At 66.5% G+C, this 18273-nt stretch carries 19 protein-coding genes; 13 read left to right on the top strand and 6 right to left on the bottom strand.

All coding sequences use genetic code 11. From position 1 onward, the window contains the following. Window positions 1-87: 87 nt before the first annotated feature. Window positions 88-531, bottom strand: a complete 444-nt coding sequence (locus ACTU6V_RS01210; protein ID WP_443474694.1) for a hypothetical protein — start codon at window positions 529-531, stop codon at window positions 88-90. Between the two features lie 104 nt (window positions 532-635). On the opposite strand from ACTU6V_RS01210, the gene ACTU6V_RS01205 reads away from it, so the two are divergent. The 11 genes from ACTU6V_RS01205 (at window position 636) to ACTU6V_RS01155 (ending at window position 10570) form a co-directional block, all read left to right on the top strand. After that, window positions 636-1439 carry a hypothetical protein gene (locus tag ACTU6V_RS01205; RefSeq protein ID WP_443469735.1) on the top strand — a complete coding sequence of 268 codons (804 nt, stop codon included), beginning with the start codon at window positions 636-638 and terminating at the stop codon, window positions 1437-1439. Between the two features lie 45 nt (window positions 1440-1484). Then, window positions 1485-2618 carry an aminotransferase class V-fold PLP-dependent enzyme gene (locus ACTU6V_RS01200; RefSeq protein WP_443469734.1) on the top strand — a complete coding sequence of 378 codons (1134 nt, stop codon included), beginning with the start codon at window positions 1485-1487 and terminating at the stop codon, window positions 2616-2618. Window positions 2619-2679: 61 nt separating this feature from the next. Further along, entirely contained in the window at window positions 2680-3420 is a 741-nt protein-coding gene (locus tag ACTU6V_RS01195; protein ID WP_443469733.1) for an SDR family oxidoreductase, read from the top strand. A 52-nt stretch (window positions 3421-3472) separates the two neighbouring features. Further along, window positions 3473-4066: a TetR/AcrR family transcriptional regulator gene (locus tag ACTU6V_RS01190; protein ID WP_443469732.1), complete on the top strand. Its 594-nt coding sequence runs from the start codon at window positions 3473-3475 to the stop codon at window positions 4064-4066. Next, window positions 4050-5057: an NADPH:quinone oxidoreductase family protein gene (locus ACTU6V_RS01185; protein WP_443474693.1), complete on the top strand. Its 1008-nt coding sequence runs from the start codon at window positions 4050-4052 to the stop codon at window positions 5055-5057. The genes ACTU6V_RS01190 and ACTU6V_RS01185 overlap by 17 nt, the downstream gene beginning before the upstream one ends. After that, window positions 5054-5788 (top strand): SDR family NAD(P)-dependent oxidoreductase, encoded by a 735-nt coding sequence (locus ACTU6V_RS01180; RefSeq protein WP_443469730.1) that lies wholly within the window; start codon window positions 5054-5056, stop codon window positions 5786-5788. The genes ACTU6V_RS01185 and ACTU6V_RS01180 overlap by 4 nt, the downstream gene beginning before the upstream one ends. A 101-nt stretch (window positions 5789-5889) precedes the next feature. After that, complete coding sequence (locus ACTU6V_RS01175) at window positions 5890-6651, top strand: ABC transporter ATP-binding protein (RefSeq protein WP_443469729.1); 762 nt, start codon at window positions 5890-5892, stop codon at window positions 6649-6651. Continuing rightward, window positions 6648-7367, top strand: coding sequence for an ABC transporter ATP-binding protein (locus ACTU6V_RS01170; protein WP_443469728.1), 720 nt, complete (start codon window positions 6648-6650; stop codon window positions 7365-7367). Before ACTU6V_RS01175 ends, ACTU6V_RS01170 begins: the two co-directional genes overlap by 4 nt. After that, the gene (locus ACTU6V_RS01165; RefSeq protein ID WP_443469727.1) at window positions 7367-8245 is read left to right on the top strand and encodes a branched-chain amino acid ABC transporter permease; all 879 of its coding nucleotides are present in this window, start codon (window positions 7367-7369) and stop codon (window positions 8243-8245) included. The genes ACTU6V_RS01170 and ACTU6V_RS01165 overlap by 1 nt, the downstream gene beginning before the upstream one ends. Continuing rightward, window positions 8242-9390: a branched-chain amino acid ABC transporter permease gene (locus tag ACTU6V_RS01160; protein WP_443469726.1), complete on the top strand. Its 1149-nt coding sequence runs from the start codon at window positions 8242-8244 to the stop codon at window positions 9388-9390. Before ACTU6V_RS01165 ends, ACTU6V_RS01160 begins: the two co-directional genes overlap by 4 nt. After that, on the top strand, window positions 9287-10570 hold the full coding sequence (locus tag ACTU6V_RS01155) for an ABC transporter substrate-binding protein (protein WP_443469725.1): 1284 nt from the start codon (window positions 9287-9289) through the stop codon (window positions 10568-10570). The genes ACTU6V_RS01160 and ACTU6V_RS01155 overlap by 104 nt, the downstream gene beginning before the upstream one ends. A gap of 62 nt (window positions 10571-10632) precedes the next feature. On the opposite strand, the gene ACTU6V_RS01150 is transcribed toward ACTU6V_RS01155, so the two are convergent. The 5 genes from ACTU6V_RS01150 to ACTU6V_RS01130 all read right to left on the bottom strand — a co-directional run bounded on the left by ACTU6V_RS01150 (window position 10633) and on the right by ACTU6V_RS01130 (window position 15661). Then, on the bottom strand, window positions 10633-12210 hold the full coding sequence (locus tag ACTU6V_RS01150; RefSeq protein ID WP_443469724.1) for an AMP-binding protein: 1578 nt from the start codon (window positions 12208-12210) through the stop codon (window positions 10633-10635). Between the two features lie 36 nt (window positions 12211-12246). After that, window positions 12247-13461 carry an acyl-CoA dehydrogenase family protein gene (locus tag ACTU6V_RS01145; protein WP_443474692.1) on the bottom strand — a complete coding sequence of 405 codons (1215 nt, stop codon included), beginning with the start codon at window positions 13459-13461 and terminating at the stop codon, window positions 12247-12249. Further along, entirely contained in the window at window positions 13461-14495 is a 1035-nt protein-coding gene (locus ACTU6V_RS01140; RefSeq protein ID WP_443474691.1) for a phosphotransferase family protein, read from the bottom strand. The genes ACTU6V_RS01145 and ACTU6V_RS01140 overlap by 1 nt, the downstream gene beginning before the upstream one ends. A 77-nt stretch (window positions 14496-14572) precedes the next feature. Further along, window positions 14573-14974 carry an acyl-CoA thioesterase gene (locus ACTU6V_RS01135; protein WP_443469721.1) on the bottom strand — a complete coding sequence of 134 codons (402 nt, stop codon included), beginning with the start codon at window positions 14972-14974 and terminating at the stop codon, window positions 14573-14575. Window positions 14975-15007: 33 nt separating this feature from the next. Beyond that, window positions 15008-15661: a QsdR family transcriptional regulator gene (locus ACTU6V_RS01130; protein WP_443469720.1), complete on the bottom strand. Its 654-nt coding sequence runs from the start codon at window positions 15659-15661 to the stop codon at window positions 15008-15010. 112 nt (window positions 15662-15773) lie between these two features. Here ACTU6V_RS01130 and ACTU6V_RS01125 point away from each other — a divergent pair, with 112 nt between their 5' ends. Together ACTU6V_RS01125 and ACTU6V_RS01120 are read left to right on the top strand one after the other, a co-directional pair. Beyond that, on the top strand, window positions 15774-16991 hold the full coding sequence (locus tag ACTU6V_RS01125) for an acyl-CoA dehydrogenase family protein (RefSeq protein ID WP_443469719.1): 1218 nt from the start codon (window positions 15774-15776) through the stop codon (window positions 16989-16991). Between the two features lie 24 nt (window positions 16992-17015). Continuing rightward, the gene (locus tag ACTU6V_RS01120; RefSeq protein ID WP_443469718.1) at window positions 17016-18239 is read left to right on the top strand and encodes an acetyl-CoA C-acetyltransferase; all 1224 of its coding nucleotides are present in this window, start codon (window positions 17016-17018) and stop codon (window positions 18237-18239) included. The last annotated feature ends 34 nt before the right edge of the window (window positions 18240-18273 follow it).

Here is an 18273-nt window from a genome sequence, read left to right as displayed (position 1 = left end):
CAGAGAGTGTCACCATCCCAGATCGGGGCGCACGTAGAGATAAGAAGCATCCTCTCCACAGTGTCACGCTGACCGCTCGACCTCAAATCAGCGTGCCGCGTGACGCACTTGCTCGGCGAGGAAGGTCAGATCGGCATCGGTCAGCGTTGTCACGGCGTACGCCGTCGGCCACACGTTGCCATCGTCGAGCTGGGCGGCGGTGTCGAACTCGAAGGTCGCGTAGCGCACCTTGAACTTGGACTTCGGCTTGAAGAAGCAGACCACTTTGCCCGCCTCGTTCGCCCACGCGGGCATGCCGTAATAGGTCTTCGGGATCAGGTGAGGCGCGTTCTCGGTCACCATCGCAGTGAGCTTCTCGCCCAGCATCCGATCTTCGTCCGGCATGTCCGCGAGCTTCGCCTGAATCTCTGCCGCACCCTCGGTGCGCGCCTCTTCTGGACTCTTCTTCGCGCGCGGGCGCTTCGTCTTGCTCTCGACCAGCTTGGCTTTCATCGCGTCGCGTTCTTCGTCGGTGAAATTCTTCTCGGTCATCGGGTTCTCCTTCTCAATGGTGATCCGAGCCTACGAATCAGTCGGGCCGAGTGCTTCTTGATTTCTGACCAGAACGCCACCACCCACTATGGGATCCTGTGTGAATGACTTTCTCGAACACTCGCGCCGGTCGCCGCATGATTCGCAGGATCGCCGCAACTGTCCTCACCGTCGGTTCTCTCGCTCTGGTCACCGCATGCTCCGCACCGGAACCCGACGAGAAGCCTGTGAACGGCACTGAAGCAGCGCAGCCGACCGCGAGCGCAGCCGATGTGGCCTGGGCGTCTCCTGTGGAATGCACGACGCTCGACCTCACACCAGGAGCCACGTTGGACGGTCAGGGTCTGGGTGCCTGCGTGCAGACGGCGCTGTCTAGCTACGGCAGCGGCCGGGAGTCAATCGCGGGAGGCACGGGAACCGGTGAGATCGTCTTCCGTTACACGCCGCGATTCGAGTTTCAGGGCACTCTGACAACCTCCGAAGGCGATGTGCACATGACGTTCATCGATGACTCGATGTGGATCGACCGCGGAGCCGGGTGGATCAGAGGTGATGTGACCTCCGAAGATCTCGAAGAGCAGATGGCGGGGGTCGCCGGTGAGCTGTACAGGGTCTTCTCGGACCCATCGATGGCGGCAGAGATGATCGGTTCGAGCCCAACCTGGGTTGTCGGGCCGGTCGAGGATTTCCCGTTGGGAGACGGTACCGTCTCTTCGTCGCATCGGATCACCAGCAGTGCGGGGTTCTCATGGAACGAGATCCCGATTTCTCAGTACTCGGTGTGGTTCGAAGCCGACTGGACGCCTACTGGCAGCGAAGCGACGATCCAGATGATGGGCATCAGTGATACGACACGGCAGACCTACTACGACCTCGGCGAGCCCGTCGAGATCACTCCGGTCGGCTGATACGAGACTGACCCACGCTCACTGTGGTGTGGGATGCTGGGGCGCATGAGCGCACTTCCGCACGATGACGTCGATCCTGGTGGTCTTCTCGAGTACTCGGTGGTCTTCACAGATCGTTCCCTCAACCACATGTCCGCCCGATTCGTCGAGGCGATGCCCCAGATCCTGAGCATTCTGGAAGAGGCGTACAACGCGCATACGTCGGCGATCGTCCCCGGCGGCGGCACCTACGCGATGGAAGCCGTGGCGCGCCAGCTCGCGACCGGACGACGTACGCTCGTGGTGCGCAATGGCCTGTTCTCCTTCCGGTGGTCACAGATTCTGGATGCCGGCGGCATCAGCGACGACGTCACGGTGCTCACCGCACACCCCGAGAGCGACGACGTGCAGTCGGCCTGGACTCCCGCACCGATCGAGAGCGTCGTCGCAGCGATCCGCGCTCGCCAGCCGGAGGTCGTCTTCGCGCCGCACGTCGAGACCGCTGCGGGAATGATCCTGCCCGACGACTACATCCGCACTCTCGCTGAGGCGACGCACGAGGTCGGCGCTCTGCTGGTGCTGGACTGCATCGCCTCCGGTGCGATGTGGGTCGACATGAAGGCGCTTGGCGTCGACGTGCTGCTCAGCGCACCGCAGAAGGGGTGGAGCGGAACGCCGTGCGCCGGGTACGTCATGCTCAGCGAGGCGGGTCGGGATGCCGTGATCACTCGAGCATCGACCAGCTTCGCGATGGATCTCGCCAAGTGGCTGTCGATCGCCGACGAATACCGCGCGGGACGTGCGGCGTATCACGCGACCATGCCGACGGATGCGCTGCTGCGCAACCTCGGTGCCATGATCGAGACGCGTGACCGTGGCTTCGAAGCCCTGCGTGACGCGCAGATCGAACTCGGCACGCGCGTGCGCGAGCTGCTGGCGTCGCGCGGGCTGGCGTCGGTTGCGGCATCCAACTGCGCAGCCCCCGGTGTCGTCGTCGTGCACACCGACGACCCCGCGCTGAAGTCGGGCGCGGCGTTCAAGGAGCAGGGGTTGCAGATCGCGGCCGGTGTGCCGTTGCACTGCGATGAGCCGGCCGGTTTCTCGACCTTCCGCCTGGGCCTCTTCGGCCTCGACAAGCTCGCTGACGTCGACGGCACGATCGCGCGGCTGGAGACGGCACTCGACGCGATGGGGCGCTGACCCGCGTGCTACTGTTGTCCAAACCGACTAGACGGTATGGACAACAGCGCAAGGAGGCGCCATGCCCGCAACACGCTTCGACGGCACCGTTTCGCTGATCACCGGCGCGAGCCGAGGAATAGGCTTCGCGATCGCCGAGCGGATCGTCTTTGAAGGCGGCTCGGTCGTCATCACCGGCCGCAAGCAGGAGGCGCTCGATGCCGCAGTCGCTGAACTCGGAACCGCCGCAACAGGCATTGCCGGACGAGCCGACGACGCTGAGCACCGCGCCGCGGTCTTCGCGCACATCGCCTCGCACCACGGCCGCCTCGACCACCTGGTGAACAACACCGGGATCAACCCCGTCTACGGTCCGATCGTCGATGTCGACGCAGACGCTGCGCGCAAGATCCTCGAGGTCAACGTCGTCGCGGCCCTTGACTGGTCGCGTACGGCGCTCGCCGCTGGGCTCACGCGCAGCATCGTGAACATCGCCTCGGTCGCGGGTCTCAGCGCGAGTCCTGGGATCGCGTTCTACGGCATCTCCAAAGCCGCGCTCATCAACCTCACGATTCAGCTCGCCTACGAAGTCGCCCCGAAGATCCGGGTCAACGCCGTCGCTCCCGCCGTGATCAAGACGGCCTTCGCCAAAGCGCTGTACGACGGGCGCGAGAGCGAAGTCGCCGCCGGCTATCCGCTCGCGCGGCTCGGTGAGCCCGCAGACGTCGCCGGCCCGGTCGCCTTCCTGCTCTCTGAGGACGCGGCATGGATGACCGGTCAGACGCTGTCCATCGATGGCGGAGCCAGCATCCGTCCACTGTGAGAGTCGGCACGCACGCACCACGGACAATCGTGTTTCGCGGAAAGATGAGGGTATGAAGGATTCACACGTCTCAGAAGACGTCATGCGCGCTGCGGTCGAGCTGTTCTCGACCAAGGGCTATGCGAACACCAGTGTTCAGCAGATCGTCGAGGCCGCTGGCGTCACCAAGGGTGCCATGTACCACTACTTCGAGTCGAAGGACGATCTGCTCTTCGGTATCTACGACTCCCTGCTCTCACTGCAGAAGGAGCACCTCGACAAGATCATCGCGGGTGGCGGAGAGGTCGACGAGGTGCTGCGTGCCGTGTGCGTCGACGTTCTCGAGACGTCGATCGATCACATCAGCGCTGGTGCCGTGTTCTTCCGCAGCATGCACATGCTCTCCGAGCCGCGCCAGCAGGAGGTGACCCGTCGCCGTCGCGCGTACCACGACGAGTTCGCGGCCCTCATCGAGCGCGGACAGCGCGACGGCATCTACCGCAGCGACATCCCCACCGCGCTGCTCGCCGCACACTTCTTCAGCGACCTGCACTACCTCTCGCACTGGTACTCCGCGGAGGGCCCGGAGGGAAAGACGCTCATCGCTGAGCAGATCACCGACCTGTTCCTGACGAGTCTGAGGAGAACGGATGCCATCCCACACTGAAGTCCCACAGTCCATGCGCGCCTGGCAGGTCACCCAGCTCGGTGAACCGCAAGACGCGCTGACGCAGCAGAGTCTTCCCGCCCCGGTGCCGACCGACGCAGAGGTGCTCATCCGCGTCGCCGCGGTCGCAGCGAACTTCCCGGATGTGCTGCTCGCCCGAGGCGAATACCAGGTGAAGCCAGAGCTCCCCTTCATTCCGGGGGTCGAGTGCAGCGGCACGGTCGCCGCTGTCGGAGCCGGAGTCACAGCCTTCCAGATCGGCGACAGGGTTGTCGCCGGCAAGATCGGAGTGCTCGCCGAATACGCGGCGGTGGATGCAGCATCCGTCCACCCCATTCCGGACAGCTTCGACTTCGTCGCGGCATCCGGACTCAACATCGCCTACCAGACCGCGTGGTTCGCCCTGCATCGCCGGGCAGAGCTGAAGGCGGGCGAATGGCTTCTCGTGCACGCCGCCGCAGGCGGGGTGGGCGCTGCCACCGTACAGCTCGGCGTCGCCGCCGGCGCACGCGTGATCGGCGTCGTCGGATCTGCGGAGAAGGCCGAGGTCGCGCGCGCTGCGGGAGCAGAGCATGTCATCCTGCGCGGCGGCGACATCGCCAGTGAGGTCAAGCGCATCACCGAGGGTCACGGCGCCGATGTCGTCTTCGACCCGGTCGGTGGCGCGGCATTCACCGCGTCCACACGCGCTGTCGCTTTCGAGGGCCGCATCGTGGTGATCGGTTTCGCGAGCGGCGAGATCCCGCAGCTCACCGTGAGTCACGCCCTCGTGAAGAACTACGCCGTGCTCGGCCTCTACTGGGGGCTGTACCAAGAGCGGATGCCGCACCTCGTGGATGCTGCGCATGACGAGCTCATCCGACTCTTCGACGAGGGAAAGATCGCGCCCGTCGTTGATCACGTCGTCGCCTTCGATGACGCACCGGCCGCGATCACGAAGCTCGCGACGGGCACGACCGTGGGTCGCGTGGTCATTCAGGTGACCGAGTGACCGACCTCGGCGGTCGGGTCGCCCTCGTCACCGGTGGGGCGCGCGGGATCGGTGAGGCGTACGTCCGCGGACTGCATGCTGCGGGTGCGCGCGTCGTCATCGCCGACATTCTTGAGGATGCCGGGCGAGAACTCGCGGCAGAGCTCGAAGACCGCGCCGTGTTCGTTCCGCTCGACGTCACGGACGAAGCGCAGTGGGAGAGCGCCGCAGCCTCTGCCGTGCAGGCCTTCGGCACCGTCGACGTGCTGGTGAACAATGCCGGCATCGCCAACGCCGCACCCATCGAGCACTTCACGACCGAGAAGTGGAACGCGGTGATCGCGGTGAACCTGACCGGCACCTTCTTCGGATGCCGCGCCGTGGTGCCCGTGATGAAAGAGCACGGTCGTGGGTCGATCATCAACATCTCCTCCGTGGAGGGAATGCGCGGCAGCCCCGGCCTCCACGGCTACACCGCGGCGAAGTTCGGCGTACGAGGACTGTCTGCATCGCTCGCCGTCGAGCTCGGGCAGTTCGGCATCAGGGTGAACTCGGTCCACCCCGGGTTCATCAACACCTCGATGACGAGCCGCATCGACCCCGCGCACCTCGACATCCCCCTCGGTCGCCCCGGCCAGCCGGAGGACCTCGTCGGCACCATCGTCTTCCTGGCAAGCGATGCCTCTGCGTTCACGAACGGCGCGGAGTTCGTCGTCGACGGCGGCATGATCGCTGGCATCCCGCACCGCTGACGCAGCCGGTCCACGCGAACAGTACATTTCTGCAACAAGAACATACCGCCCGGTCGGTTTCTGATGTATGGTGATCACACCAGCGACACGAAGAGGTGCCGATGAATACCCAAAGCCTGCAGCCTGGGGCCCAGCCCGCCAGGCTCGACGTGAGCCATCTCACGGTGACGTTCGGCGGTCTGACCGCCGTCGACGACGTCTCTTTCACCGTGCGTCCAGGAGAAGTCGTCGCACTGATCGGACCGAACGGCGCGGGCAAGACCACGGTGTTCAACGCGATCTGCGCACTGGTGCGCACCCGCGGTCAGATCACGCTCGACGGTCGGCCGGTGCCGCGGCGCACAGCCGGTCTCACGGCCAGAGGGCTCGCCCGCACGCTTCAGGGCCTCGGGCTCTTCAGGGGGCTGAGCGTGCGCGAGAACGTGCGGGTGCCGGTCGCAGGGCGAAAGGACGCCGACGACGCCGTCGATGCACAGCTCGACGCCCTGGACCTGACCGCCCTCGCAGATCGCCCGGTCGACTCTCTCGCCTACCCCGACCGCAAGCGCACAGCCCTCGCCAGGGCTCTTGTCACGGGGCCGTCGATGCTGCTGCTGGATGAGCCGGCCGGAGGCCTGGGAGCAGAAGACATCCAGTCGCTGGGCGCCACCGTGCGTCAGGTGGCGGATGCCGGGTGCGCGGTGCTCCTCGTCGAGCACCACGTCGACTTCGTCATGGGCATCGCCGATCGCATCGTGGTGCTCGACTTCGGCCGGATGATCGCCTGCGGCTCTCCCGCCGAAGTCCGAGGTGACCCGCGCGTCGAAGAGGCCTACCTCGGCGTGAAAGCGGCGGATGCCGCGGCAGAGGAGCTGTCAGCATGAACGGCGCGGCTCTCACGATCAGCGACCTCACGGTCGGCTACGGCGGCGCGCCGGTCCTGCAGCAGGTCAGCATCGATCTGCAGGCAGGTGAGATCGTGGCCCTGCTCGGCGCGAACGGCGCGGGAAAGACCACGTTGCTTCGCACGCTCGCAGGGCTCGTGCCGGCGGCATCCGGATCCATCTCGCTCGACGGAGAAGACCTCGGCGCTCTGCGCACGGAGGACCGCGCCCGCCGCGGTGTGGCGCTCGTACCGGAAGGTCAGAGCGTCGTCGGCGAACTGACCGTCGAGGAGAACCTGCGGCTCGGTGCTCTCTGGCGTCACCGGGGTGCCGCCAGAGAGCGGGCGATCGCCGACATCTTCGAGCTGTTCGAGCCGCTCGCCAGGCGTCGCACTGCCGACGGTCACCAGCTCTCCGGCGGGGAGCGCCAGATGCTGGCTCTCGGCCGCGCCCTCATCTCGCAGCCGCGGGTGCTCGCTCTCGACGAACCGTCGCTCGGACTCGCTCCGCTCGTGGTCGCGCAGCTGATGGCCACGCTCCGCGACGCGGCCGTGCAGTACGGCATCACGGTCCTGCTCGCTGAGCAGAACGTGACCAGCGCGCTCTCGATCGCCGATCGAGGTGCAGTGCTCGACCTTGGTCGCCTGGTGGCGGATGCTCCGGCATCCGAACTCGCCGGCGACGCCGCCATACGACACGCCTACCTGGGGTTCTGATGGATCGTCTCGCCTTTCTCGTCGCCACCGGTCTTGCCCGCGGAGCGATCTTCGCGCTGTTCGCGCTGTCGCTCGTGCTGATCTGGCGGGCAGCGCGCATCATCAACTTCGCCCAGGGTGCGATGGCACTAGTCGCCACCTACGTCGCCTTCGCGGTGAGCGGACTCACCGGCAACTACTTCGCGGGCCTTGGCGCAGGACTGATCGCTGGCGCCGTCGTCGGTCTCGTCGTGGAACGCGGGGTGATGCGCTTCGCTCCGCAGGCCAATCCCCTCACGGGAGTCATCGTCGCGATCGGCCTCGTACTGGTGCTGCAGTCGCTGCTCGGCATCCTGTTCGGTCCGCAGTACCGGCCGATGACCGCGCCGTTCGACGACGCGCCCATCATCGTCGGCGGTGTGCCGCTGCTGTCGCCGAACGATCTGTTCATCCTCGCGGTTGCACTCGTGGTGATGGCGGGTCTTGCCATTCTGTTCACGCGCACCTCCCTCGGCCTGCAGCTGCGCGCATCCGCTTTCTCTCCCGAAGTCTCCCGCGTGCTTGGCGTGCGGGTGAACCGGATGGTGACGATCGGGTGGATGCTCTCGAGCGCAGTCGCGGCGCTCGCCGCGATCCTGCTGGTTCCCACGGAGCTCGGTCTCAACCCGCACTCCACCGACATGCTCTTCGTCTACGCATTCGCCGTGGCGGTCGTCGGCGGTCTTGATTCTCCGGCCGGCGCGATGCTCGGCGGACTCGTCGTCGGAGTTCTCATGACCCTGATCACCGGTTACCTCGGCGCTACAGCCGCGCCGATCGGCGTGCTCCTGCTGCTGGTCGCGGTGCTGCTGCTGCGACCAGGCGGAGTGTTCTCCCTTCGAGAGGCGCGTACCGCATGACTCGCATACTGCCAGGGCTCGGGGGACCTCGCCGGACGATCATCTTCGGCGTGATCCTCACCCTGCTCGCCATCGGCGGCACGTTCCTGCTGGATCCGTATCGCAACTTCCAACTCGCCACCATCGCTGCGACGTTCTGCACCGTTGCCGGCCTCACGCTGCTGGTCGGTCAGAGCGGACAGCTTTCACTCGGACACGCAGCCCTCATGGCCACCGGCGGCTATGGCTATGCCCTGACCTCCAACGCCATGACCGAAGTCGGCATCGATGGTGCCGTGCGGTTCGTGGTGTCGTTCCTCGTCGCAGTCATCGCCGCTGGTCTCCTCGGGCTGCTGCTGGGGCTCGCCGCAGCACGCCTGCACGGCCCCTATCTCGCCGGTGTCACTCTCGCGCTCGTCATCGCCGTCCCCGCGGTCACCGCGGTGTTCTCCGGAGTCTTCCGAGGAGACCAGGGCCTGCAGATCGCATATGACGGAGTGCCCGAGGCCCTGCGCATGATCATCGCGCTGGAGCAGTGGCAGGCCTGGGTGGCCATCCTCGTCGCAGGCGTCGTCGTCACGACCCTCGCGCTGCTGCGCGCCGGCGCCCTCGGACTGCGGATGCGCTCTGTCCGCGACGATGAGACCGCTGCCCGCCTCAACGGCGTGGCCGCTGGCCGGGTCAAGGTCAGCGCCTTCACCGTCAGCGCCCTCGCCGCAGGGGCAGGCGGTGCGGTGCTCTGCTTCATCACCCAGTCGGTGAGCCCCGGCGCCTACACCCTGGCGTTCTCGCTCCTCCTGCTGGTCGCCGCCGTCCTCGGCGGACTCGGCAGCATCGGCGGCGCGGCAATCGGTGCCGTCCTCGTCGTGATGCTGCCGTGGGCCATCGGCGCCGCGACCGCAGCTCTCCCGTTGCCGTCAGAGCTGGCTCAGCGTCTCGCCGGAAACCTGCCGGTGCTCGTGTTCGGCGTACTGCTCATCATCACGATCCTCGCCCGTCCAGGAGGGCTCGCAAGCCTCCGCATCCGTTCAGCAAAACCCGTATCAACGAAAGAGGTGGACCATGTCACAGCACTCCCCGCTGCGGCGGATCGCGACCCTCGTCACGGCCTCAGCCCTGACGATCGCGCTCGCCAGCTGCAGCACACCCGCTCAGACCGGGACTGATGTCGCGACTCCCGGTGTCACAGACGACACCGTCACGATCGGCACGCACACCCCGCTCACCGGACCCGCTGCCGCAGGCTACGCGTCGATCTCGGCCGCAGCCACGGCGTACTTCGCCTACCTGAATGAGAAGGGCGGTGTGAACGGGCGCGAGATCGAGTACATCGTCAAGGATGACGGGTACAACCCGGCCACCACCCTCAACGTCGTGCGAGAACTCGTGCAGGAGGACGAGGTCTTCGCGATCGTCAACGGTCTCGGCACGGCGCCGCACAACGCCGTGCTCGACTTCCTCAACCAGAACGAGGTGCCCGACCTCTTCGTCGCCTCCGGCTCCACCAACTGGAACCAGCCCGAGAAGTACCCCTTCACGTTCGGGTTCAATGCCGACTATGTCGTCGAGGGCGCTGCCCTCGCGCAGTACGCCGCGGACGAGTATCCCGACAAGGTGGTCTGCTTGCTCGGGCAGGACGACGACTTCGGCGATGAGATGATCGTCGGCGCCGAGCTCGCTCTCGGCGAGGGCGGCCTCGCGCACGTCGAGCGCTATTCGACCTCGAACCAGGACGTCACCGCGCAGATCGGCGCGATGCAGGCGGCCGGCTGCGAGATCAACATCCTCGGCACGATCAACGGGTTCACCGCGCTCGCCGTGGGCACCGCCGCGCAGCTGGGCTGGTTCCCGCAGTGGTTCTCCTCGTCCTCTGGCGCGGACTACCCGACACTGATCGGATACCTCGGTGAAGAGGTCGGGCCCAAGCTCCTGCAGGGATTCGTCGGAACGAACTACCTGCCCGCACTCGACGGTGACAGCGAGTGGGTCACGCTGTTCACACAGATCAACGACGAGTACAACGATGGTGCACCTTTCGACGGCAACACCATCTACGGTATGAGCGTTGCCTACCTGTTCGCAGAGGCGCTCGCCGCCGCGGGTGAGAACCCGACGCGCGCGTCGTTGGTGGATGCTGTGCGCTCGGGCGATCTCGTCGGCAACGGCATCCTCCCGCTCTCGTTCAGCAGCGACAACCACGCCGCCTATCTCGGCGTCGGAATCAGCATGGTCGATCAGGGCGTGCAGGACTACGTCGGCTCAACCTACATGGTCGAGGGCGGCGAGATCACCGTGGTCGATCAGTCACCCGTGAAGCTCACCGCTGAAGGGGTGCCCGGGTCCTGACCGGTAGCACAGAAGAGGCGGTCCGGATCAGATCCGGGCCGCCTCTTTCGGCATCTCAGTGCTCACACAGCGGAGAACTGCTCCACCAGTTCGCGCTTGAGAACCTTGCCGCTGCTGCCAAGGGGCAGCTCGCTGACCAGGTGGATCACGCGGGGGTACTTGTAGGCCGCGATCCGATCGCGAACGAAGGAGATGACCTCTTCGGCGTCGAGCTCTGCACCGTCGAGGGCGACGACGGCCGCGTGCACCTCCTGGCCCTTGACGTCGTCGGCAACGCCGAAGACGGCGGCGACGGCGATTCCGGGGTGGCGGGCGAGCACGGCCTCGACCTCGGTGGGGTACACGTTGTAGCCCGAGCGCACGATCATGTCCTTCTTGCGGTCGATGACCGTCAGGACGCCATCGACGTAGGTGCCGAGATCGCCGGTGCGGAACCAGCCGTCGACAACGGCTGCCGCGGAGGCATCCGCGCGCCCGAGGTATCCCTTGAAGAGGTTGTGGCCGCGGACGACGATCTCGCCGAGTGCGCCGGGCTCTTCGTCGAGGACGATCCAGTCATCGACCTCCGGGTCGGCGATGGCGACATCGACACCCCACAGCGTGCGGCCGACTGTTCCGGGACGGATCGGCGTTCCGAGCGGGTTCGACGACACAGTCGGCGCAGTCTCGGTGAGCCCGTAGCCCTCATGAACATCGGCGTCATAGGCATCGTGGAAGGATTCGAGAACTGCCACCGGCAGCGCTGCGCCTCCCGAGACCGCATAGCGCAGCGGCGGCCTGTCAGTAGAGCGGCGGGCAGCCTCCAGCATCCCGACGTACATCGTCGGCACCGCCGTGAACACCGTTGCCTGCTGCGCCACCATCAGCGCCAGGGCCTCGTCCGGATCGAAGCGCGGCAGCAGGATGACCGATGCCCCCACCCGGAAGGCCATGTTCATCACCGCGGTCTGGCCGAACGTGTGGAACAGCGGAAGACCGCCGAAGACGACGTCGGAGGCGCGCAGGTCGAACGCGTCGATGAGGGTCGTGTGCACCTGCTCGACGATCGAGAGGTGGCTGCCGACGGCGCCCTTCGGGGTGCCAGTCGTTCCGCTCGTGTAGAGGATCGTCGCGGCATCCAGCGCTCCCGTCGCCACGTGACGGGCGATCGGTTCGGATGCCGCGGCTTCCACCTCCAGACGAGGAAGCTCGACTCCGGCATCCGGGGGGAGCAGCACCGTCGTCAATGGGACCTGGGCTTCGTGTGCGGCAGGGACTGCCTCGCCGAGCAGGGGTGCTGCGACGATCAGCAGATCCGCCTCGGAATCCCGCAGCACGTACGCGATCTCCTCGGCCTTGAACAGCAGGTGCACCGGCACGGCGATCGCCCCGAGCGACAGCACCGCGTAATAGGCGCGGGCAAAATCCGGCACGTTGGGGATCAGCAGCGCGACGCGGTCGCCCTTGCCGACGCCCCTTGCACGCAGTGCTCCGGCGTACGCCCGGGTCTGGTCCCACAGCTGGCTGTAGGTGGTGGTTGTGCCGGCGAAGTGCATGGCCGGACGGTCAGCGTGCCGAACGGCTGATTCGGCGAGGATCGAGGCGACCGAGAGCGTCGGGAAGCCCGGTCCATCAACGGCGGGGTCTGGGGTGTGGGTCATCATGTCTCCTTTGACGTGGATGTCGGTGGGTAGATGTCAGAGGCGCAGCTGCGCGCGGCCGAGGCTCGAGAGATGCACTTCGTCTGGTCCGTCGGCGATCCGCAGCGAGCGAATCCCGGCGTACAGTTCGGCGAGTGGGGTATCGCTGGAGACACCCGCACCGCCGTGCACCTGAATGGCCCGGTCGATGATCGTCTGGATCGCGCGGGGAACGGCGATCTTGATGGCCTGGATCTCGGTCATCGCCTTGCGGTTTCCGACGGTGTCCATCAGCCACGCGGTCTTCAGCACCAGCAGTCGCAGCGCCTCGAGCTGGATGCGGGCTTCCGCTGCCCACTCCCGAATCACGCCCTGTTCGGCAAGCGTGCGCCCGAACGTGTGCCGGGAGTTGGCCCGGGCGGTCAGCAGCGACAGCGCCCGCTCCCCCATGCCGATGGCGCGCATGCAGTGGTGGATGCGGCCTGGGCCCAGTCGCGCCTGCGCGATGGCGAATCCATCGCCCTCTCCGGCGATCAGGTTCGACGCCGGTACCCGGACGCCGGTGAACTCCACTTCGGCGTGGCCGCCGTGGTCACGATCGTCGTACCCGAAGACAGTCAGTGGACGGGTGACGCGCACGCCAGGGGTGTCTCTGGGGACGAGGATCATCGACTGCTGACGGTGGCGATCTGCGTTCGGATCGGTCTTGCCCATGACGATGAAGATCGCGGCATCCGGGTTCATGGCGCCCGTCGACCACCACTTCCGACCGTCGATGACGTACTCGTCTCCTACGCGCCGGATGCTGGTGCCGATGTTCGTGGCGTCGCTGGAGGCGGCATCCGGTTCGGTCATGCAGAACGCACTGCGGATCTCGGCGTTCAGCAGCGGCGTCAGCCACTGCTGCTTCTGCTCTGGCGTGCCGAACTCGTTCAGCACCTCCATGTTTCCGGTGTCAGGGGCTGCGCAGTTGAGGGCGACCGGTGCGAGCTTGGGGCTCCACCCGGTGAGCTCGGCGACCGCCGCATATTGCAGGTTGGTGAGCCCGGCGGCGCCTGTCACTGCGGGGTCGCCGGGCAGAAACAGGTTCCACAGTCCGCGTTCGCGCGCCTTCTGCTGCAGTTCGCGAACGATCGGGCGGAACGACCACTCATCGGGAGTCGCCGCGAGCTGGTGCTCGAGCACGGGCTCCGCGGGGATGACCTCTTCGTCGATGAACGCGCGCACTTGCGCGGTGATCTCGGAGGTTCGTGTATCAGGGGCGAAGTCCATCAGTGCACCCGCAGTCCTTTCTGTGCGAGCGGCTCGACGAGTCCGCCCATTCGTTCGAATCCGTCGCCGACGGTGTCGCCGGCGCGGTAACGGCAGTGGATGCCCTCCAGGATGACGGCGAGCTTGTATGCGGCGAATGCGCGGTACCAGTTGAGGCTGGGTAGCACGATGCCGGCGTGCGCGGCGTACGCGTCGGCGAGCTCATCGAAGCTCGGGTATCCCGCGTTCTGGTCGACGGCGCTCGGTACGGCACTGCCGCCACCGGGAAGGTCGGCGAGGTCCCAGTACAGCGCGAAGATGCCGAGGTCGACGAGCGGGTCGCCCAGGGTTGCCATCTCCCAATCGAGGATCGCGGAGATGCGCGGATGGTCACTCGGCCCGTCCACGAGGGCATTGTCGAGGCGGTAGTCGCCGTGCACGATGCCGCTCCACGAGGTCTGGGGGATGTCCTGGACGAGACTGTCCTGCAGACGGTCGAGGTTGGGTGTCTCGCGAGACCGGGAGGCGTCGAGCTGTCGGCGCCAGGTCGAGAGCTGCCTGGTGAGGTAACCATCCGGGCGGCCGAAGTCGCCCAGGCCCACCGCCGCGGGGTCGACCGCGTGCAGATCCGCGAGATGCTCCACCAGTCGAATGCTGAGCTGGTGGAGTCCCGAGGCGGTGTACTCGCTGTTCTGCGTGCGCGATGACAGCACGCGGCCCGGTGCGCGCTTCATCAGGAAGAAGGGCGTGCCGGTGATGGTGCCGTCGGTGTCGTCGACGATGTCGATGGCGACCGGAACCGGGATCGGGGTGCCGGCGAGAGCTGAGATCACCCGGTGCTCGCGGCCCATGTCATGAGCACTGGAGAGCACGTGTCCGAGCGGCGGCCTGCGCAGAATCAGCGGGATCGCAGCCCCGTCGACGGAGTAGGTCAGGTTGCTGCGCCCACCGGCGATCACGGCAGCATGCAATGCGGCTGGCACGTCGATCTCAGGATGGGTGGCAGTCAGCCACGCGGTCAGTGCCGTCACGTCGAGCCCGGGAACTTCAGGCATCTGCGCCCACCTTCCTGCGACTCTGCGGTGAGCCGTCACCTAACCATACCGGATGGTCGGTTTGTTGCGCAGATCTCTCAGAGGATCTGGTCCTCGATCGCTTTGCGAATGGATGCCGGGATTGCCGCCGGCCGCCTGCTCTCGGCATCCACGAAGACATGCACGAAGCGCCCCGTCGCGATCTGCTCTTCACCGAGGAAGATGCCCAGCGACCAGGTGATGCTGGTGGTTCCGAGGCGCTCGACGCCGATGCCGACCTCGAGCGGATCGGGGTACGACGCGGAGGCGTGGAACTCGCACGAGGACGCCGCGCACAGCGCGATCGCTGAGCCCGCCGGGTCAAGGCCGCCCGCGCGGATCATCCAGGCATTCACCGCGGTATCCATCGCCTGGTAGTAGATGGTGTTGTTGATGTGACCGTACTGGTCATTGTCACTCCACCGGGTCGTGAACGGTTCGCGCACACGGAATGCGGCCATGGGCTCCTCCTTGAGCAGTGTCGGCGGGGCGGCTCAGCCGTCGACGCGCAGCAGAAGTGCGAAGGCGATGCGAGCGCGCGCAGCGCTGGGCTGATCCCCCGAGATCAGGTCGGCGTAGGTGAATGACTCGGACATCCGCACCAGCAGATACGCCAGCCCTGCGGGATCGATGGCTCCATCGAGCGGCTCGTCGCCGAGTTCGCGACGGATCAGCCACTCGGCCGTCGCAACGTAACGGCGCTGGATCGGAGATTCCTTGGTCGTGAGCAGGCGCAGTGCGCGGGCGGGCTCACGACGCAGGAACTCACGGAAATAGTCCGCAGTGATCAGATCGTCGACGAAGTGAGTGAGGATCGCCGCGATGCGCTCGCCGCCGCTGAGCTGTGCGGTGGCATGCTCTGCCTGCGCGAGAGTGGGCACCGCCAGCGACCACAGTACCTCGCTGAGCAGTGCGTCGCGGTTTCCGACCCAGCGGAACAGCGAGGTGCGCTCGATCCCGAGCGAAGCGGCAAGTCCGCCCATATCGATGCGGTGACCGGCGATTAAGCTCGCGCGCGCGGCGTCGAAGGCGCGTGCGGCATCCGCGTGGGCGGTCAGGCGCTCGGACAGCCACGAGGGGGCGGTCGACAGGCCGACGTCGGCGATCGTCGCATCCGTCGCTTCGGGGGCTGTCGTGGTGCTGGTCATGCGAGAACTCTACCCGCGCTGAGACCGCCGCGTGCAACGTTTCGAGATTTGTTGTGCAACGTTTCTGGATTTGATGCATACTCGATGGTGATCACTGACGATCGGAGAAACGATGACGTCCACCCTCGCCCCATCCGCCCTGACGGATGCCGCACCCGCTGACCTGTTGGCTGCCGACTTCTATGAGTTCCAGAGTCGTCTCACCGACACGGAGCAGCGAGCACTGCGCGGAATCCGCGAGTTCCTCGATACGGAAGTGCGGCCGTTCGCCGACGACCACTGGGAGCGTGCGGAGAGCCCACGCCATCTGGTGCCGCGGATCGCCGAACTCGGTCTCTACGGCCACGCGTTCCCTGAAACAGCGCAGTACGAGAACAGCGCGGTGTTCCGCGGTTGGGTCGCGATGGAGATCTCGCGTGCCGACCCCTCCACCGCGACCTTCATCGGTGTGCACAGCGGCCTCGCGATGACCTCGATCTGGGTCGGCGGATCGGAAGAGCAGAAGGCGCAGTGGCTGCCCACGCTCGCCGCAGGGGAGCTCGTCGCAGCCTTCGGCCTCACCGAGCCCGGCCACGGCTCCGACACCGCCAGGGGTCTTGAGACCACCGCAGAGCGCCGCGGAGACGAGTGGGTGCTCAACGGCGCGAAGCGCTGGATCGGGAACGGCGCCTTCGCAGACCTCGTCGTCATCTGGGCGCGCGATGTCGCCGACGATCAGGTCAAGGGCTTCCTCGTCCGCACCCCGGCGATCGGATTCACCGGCACGAAGATCGAGCGCAAGCAGTCGCTGCGTGCGGTGGAGAACGCCGACATCGTGCTCGAGAACGTCGTGGTCGCCGAAAGCGACCGGCTGCAGAACATCAACGGATTCCGCGATCTCGCCGTAGTGCTCCGCCTGACGCGTGGCGATGTCGCCTGGCAGGCGCTCGGCGTCGCCGTCGGCGCCTACGAAGCATCCCTCGACTACGCGAAGAACCGGATCCAATTCGGAAAGTCGATCGCCTCCTTCCAGCTCGTGCAGCAGAAGCTTGCCGATTCGCTGGCCGACATCACGGCATCCATCGCGATGTGCATGCGCGTCTCGCAACTGCAGGATGAGGGCGAACAGCGCGATCACCACTCGGCGATGGCGAAGGCCTTCGTGACCAAGCGCATGCGCGAGGTCGTCGCCCGCAGCCGCGAGATCTGCGGCGGAAACGGTATCCAGCTCGACCATGGCGTCGCGCGCTACTTCGCCGACGCCGAGGCCGTCTACACCTTCGAGGGCACGTACGACATGAACTCCCTTATCGTCGGCCGCGCCATCACCGGCATCCCCGCTTTCGTCTGATCACACCCAACCTCAGGAGACCTCATGACCGAGGCATACATCGTCGCCACTGCCCGTTCCCCGATCGGCCGCGCCGGAAAGGGGTCGCTCACGTCACTGCGGGGTGACGACCTCACCGCCCGGATGGTGCAGGCCGCCCTCGACAAGGTGCCGGGTCTTGACCCGTCGCGCATCGATGACCTGCTGCTCGGCACCGGTCAGCCGGCCGGAGAGCAGGGATTCAACATCGCCCGCATCGTCTCGGTGCTGCTGGGGCTCGACAGCGTGCCGGGCACCACTGTCAATCGGTACTGCTCGTCGTCGTTGCAGACCACCCGCATGGCGTTCCACGCGATCAAGGCCGGCGAGGGAGACATCTTCGTCTCGGCCGGCGTCGAGATGGTCAGTCGTTACGCGTCTGGCGCGGCAGATGCCTCGCCAGGAAACGTGATCGAGAACCCCGTGTTCGGCGCGGCGCAGGGCCGTTCGTCGGAGCGATCGCAGGCGGATGCTCCGGTCTGGACCGATCCGCGAACCGGGGGGATGCTTCCAGATCCATACATCGCGATGGGGCAGACCGCCGAGAACGTCGCGCAGGTGCACGGCATCACCCGCGCAGAACAGGATGCTTTCGCCGCGCGCTCGCAGCAGCGCGCGGAGGCGGCCATCGCCAGTGGCTTCTGGGCGCAGGACATCACCCCGGTGACCCTGGCCGACGGCACGGTCATCTCAGCAGATGACGGGCCGCGTTCGGGCGTGACGGAAGAGTCGCTTTCGGGGCTGCAGCCCGTGTTCCGCCCCGACGGCACGGTCACGGCCGGAAACTGCTGCCCACTGAACGACGGAGCGGCAGCCGTGGTGATCGTCTCGGACCGCGTGGTCAATGAGCTGGGGCTCCAGCCGCTCGCCCGAATCGTTTCGACGGGCGTCAGCGGGCTGTCGCCGGAGATCATGGGGCTCGGTCCCGTGGATTCCTCCCGGCGCGCGCTCGCCTTGGCAGGGCTTGAGGTGAGCGACATCGATCTCGTGGAGATCAATGAGGCATTCGCCGCACAGGTGATTCCTTCGGCGCGCGAGCTCGGTATCGACGAGGAGCGCCTGAATGTGAATGGCGGCGCGATCGCGGTGGGCCATCCCTTCGGCATGACCGGGGCGCGCATCACGTCGACGCTGATCAACGGCCTGGCCGCCACAGGTGGCCGATACGGCCTCGAGACGATGTGCGTCGGCGGCGGACAGGGCATGGCCATGGTGCTCGAACGCATGTGACGCGGCACAAGAAAGAGGCGCGACCCCGCCGGTC

Source organism: Microbacterium zouquanmingi (assembly GCF_052266675.1).
Classification (GTDB): Bacteria; Actinomycetota; Actinomycetes; order Actinomycetales; family Microbacteriaceae; genus Microbacterium.
The sequence above is the reverse complement of the archived record's forward strand: the minus strand, read 5'-3'. Positions and strand labels throughout refer to the sequence as shown.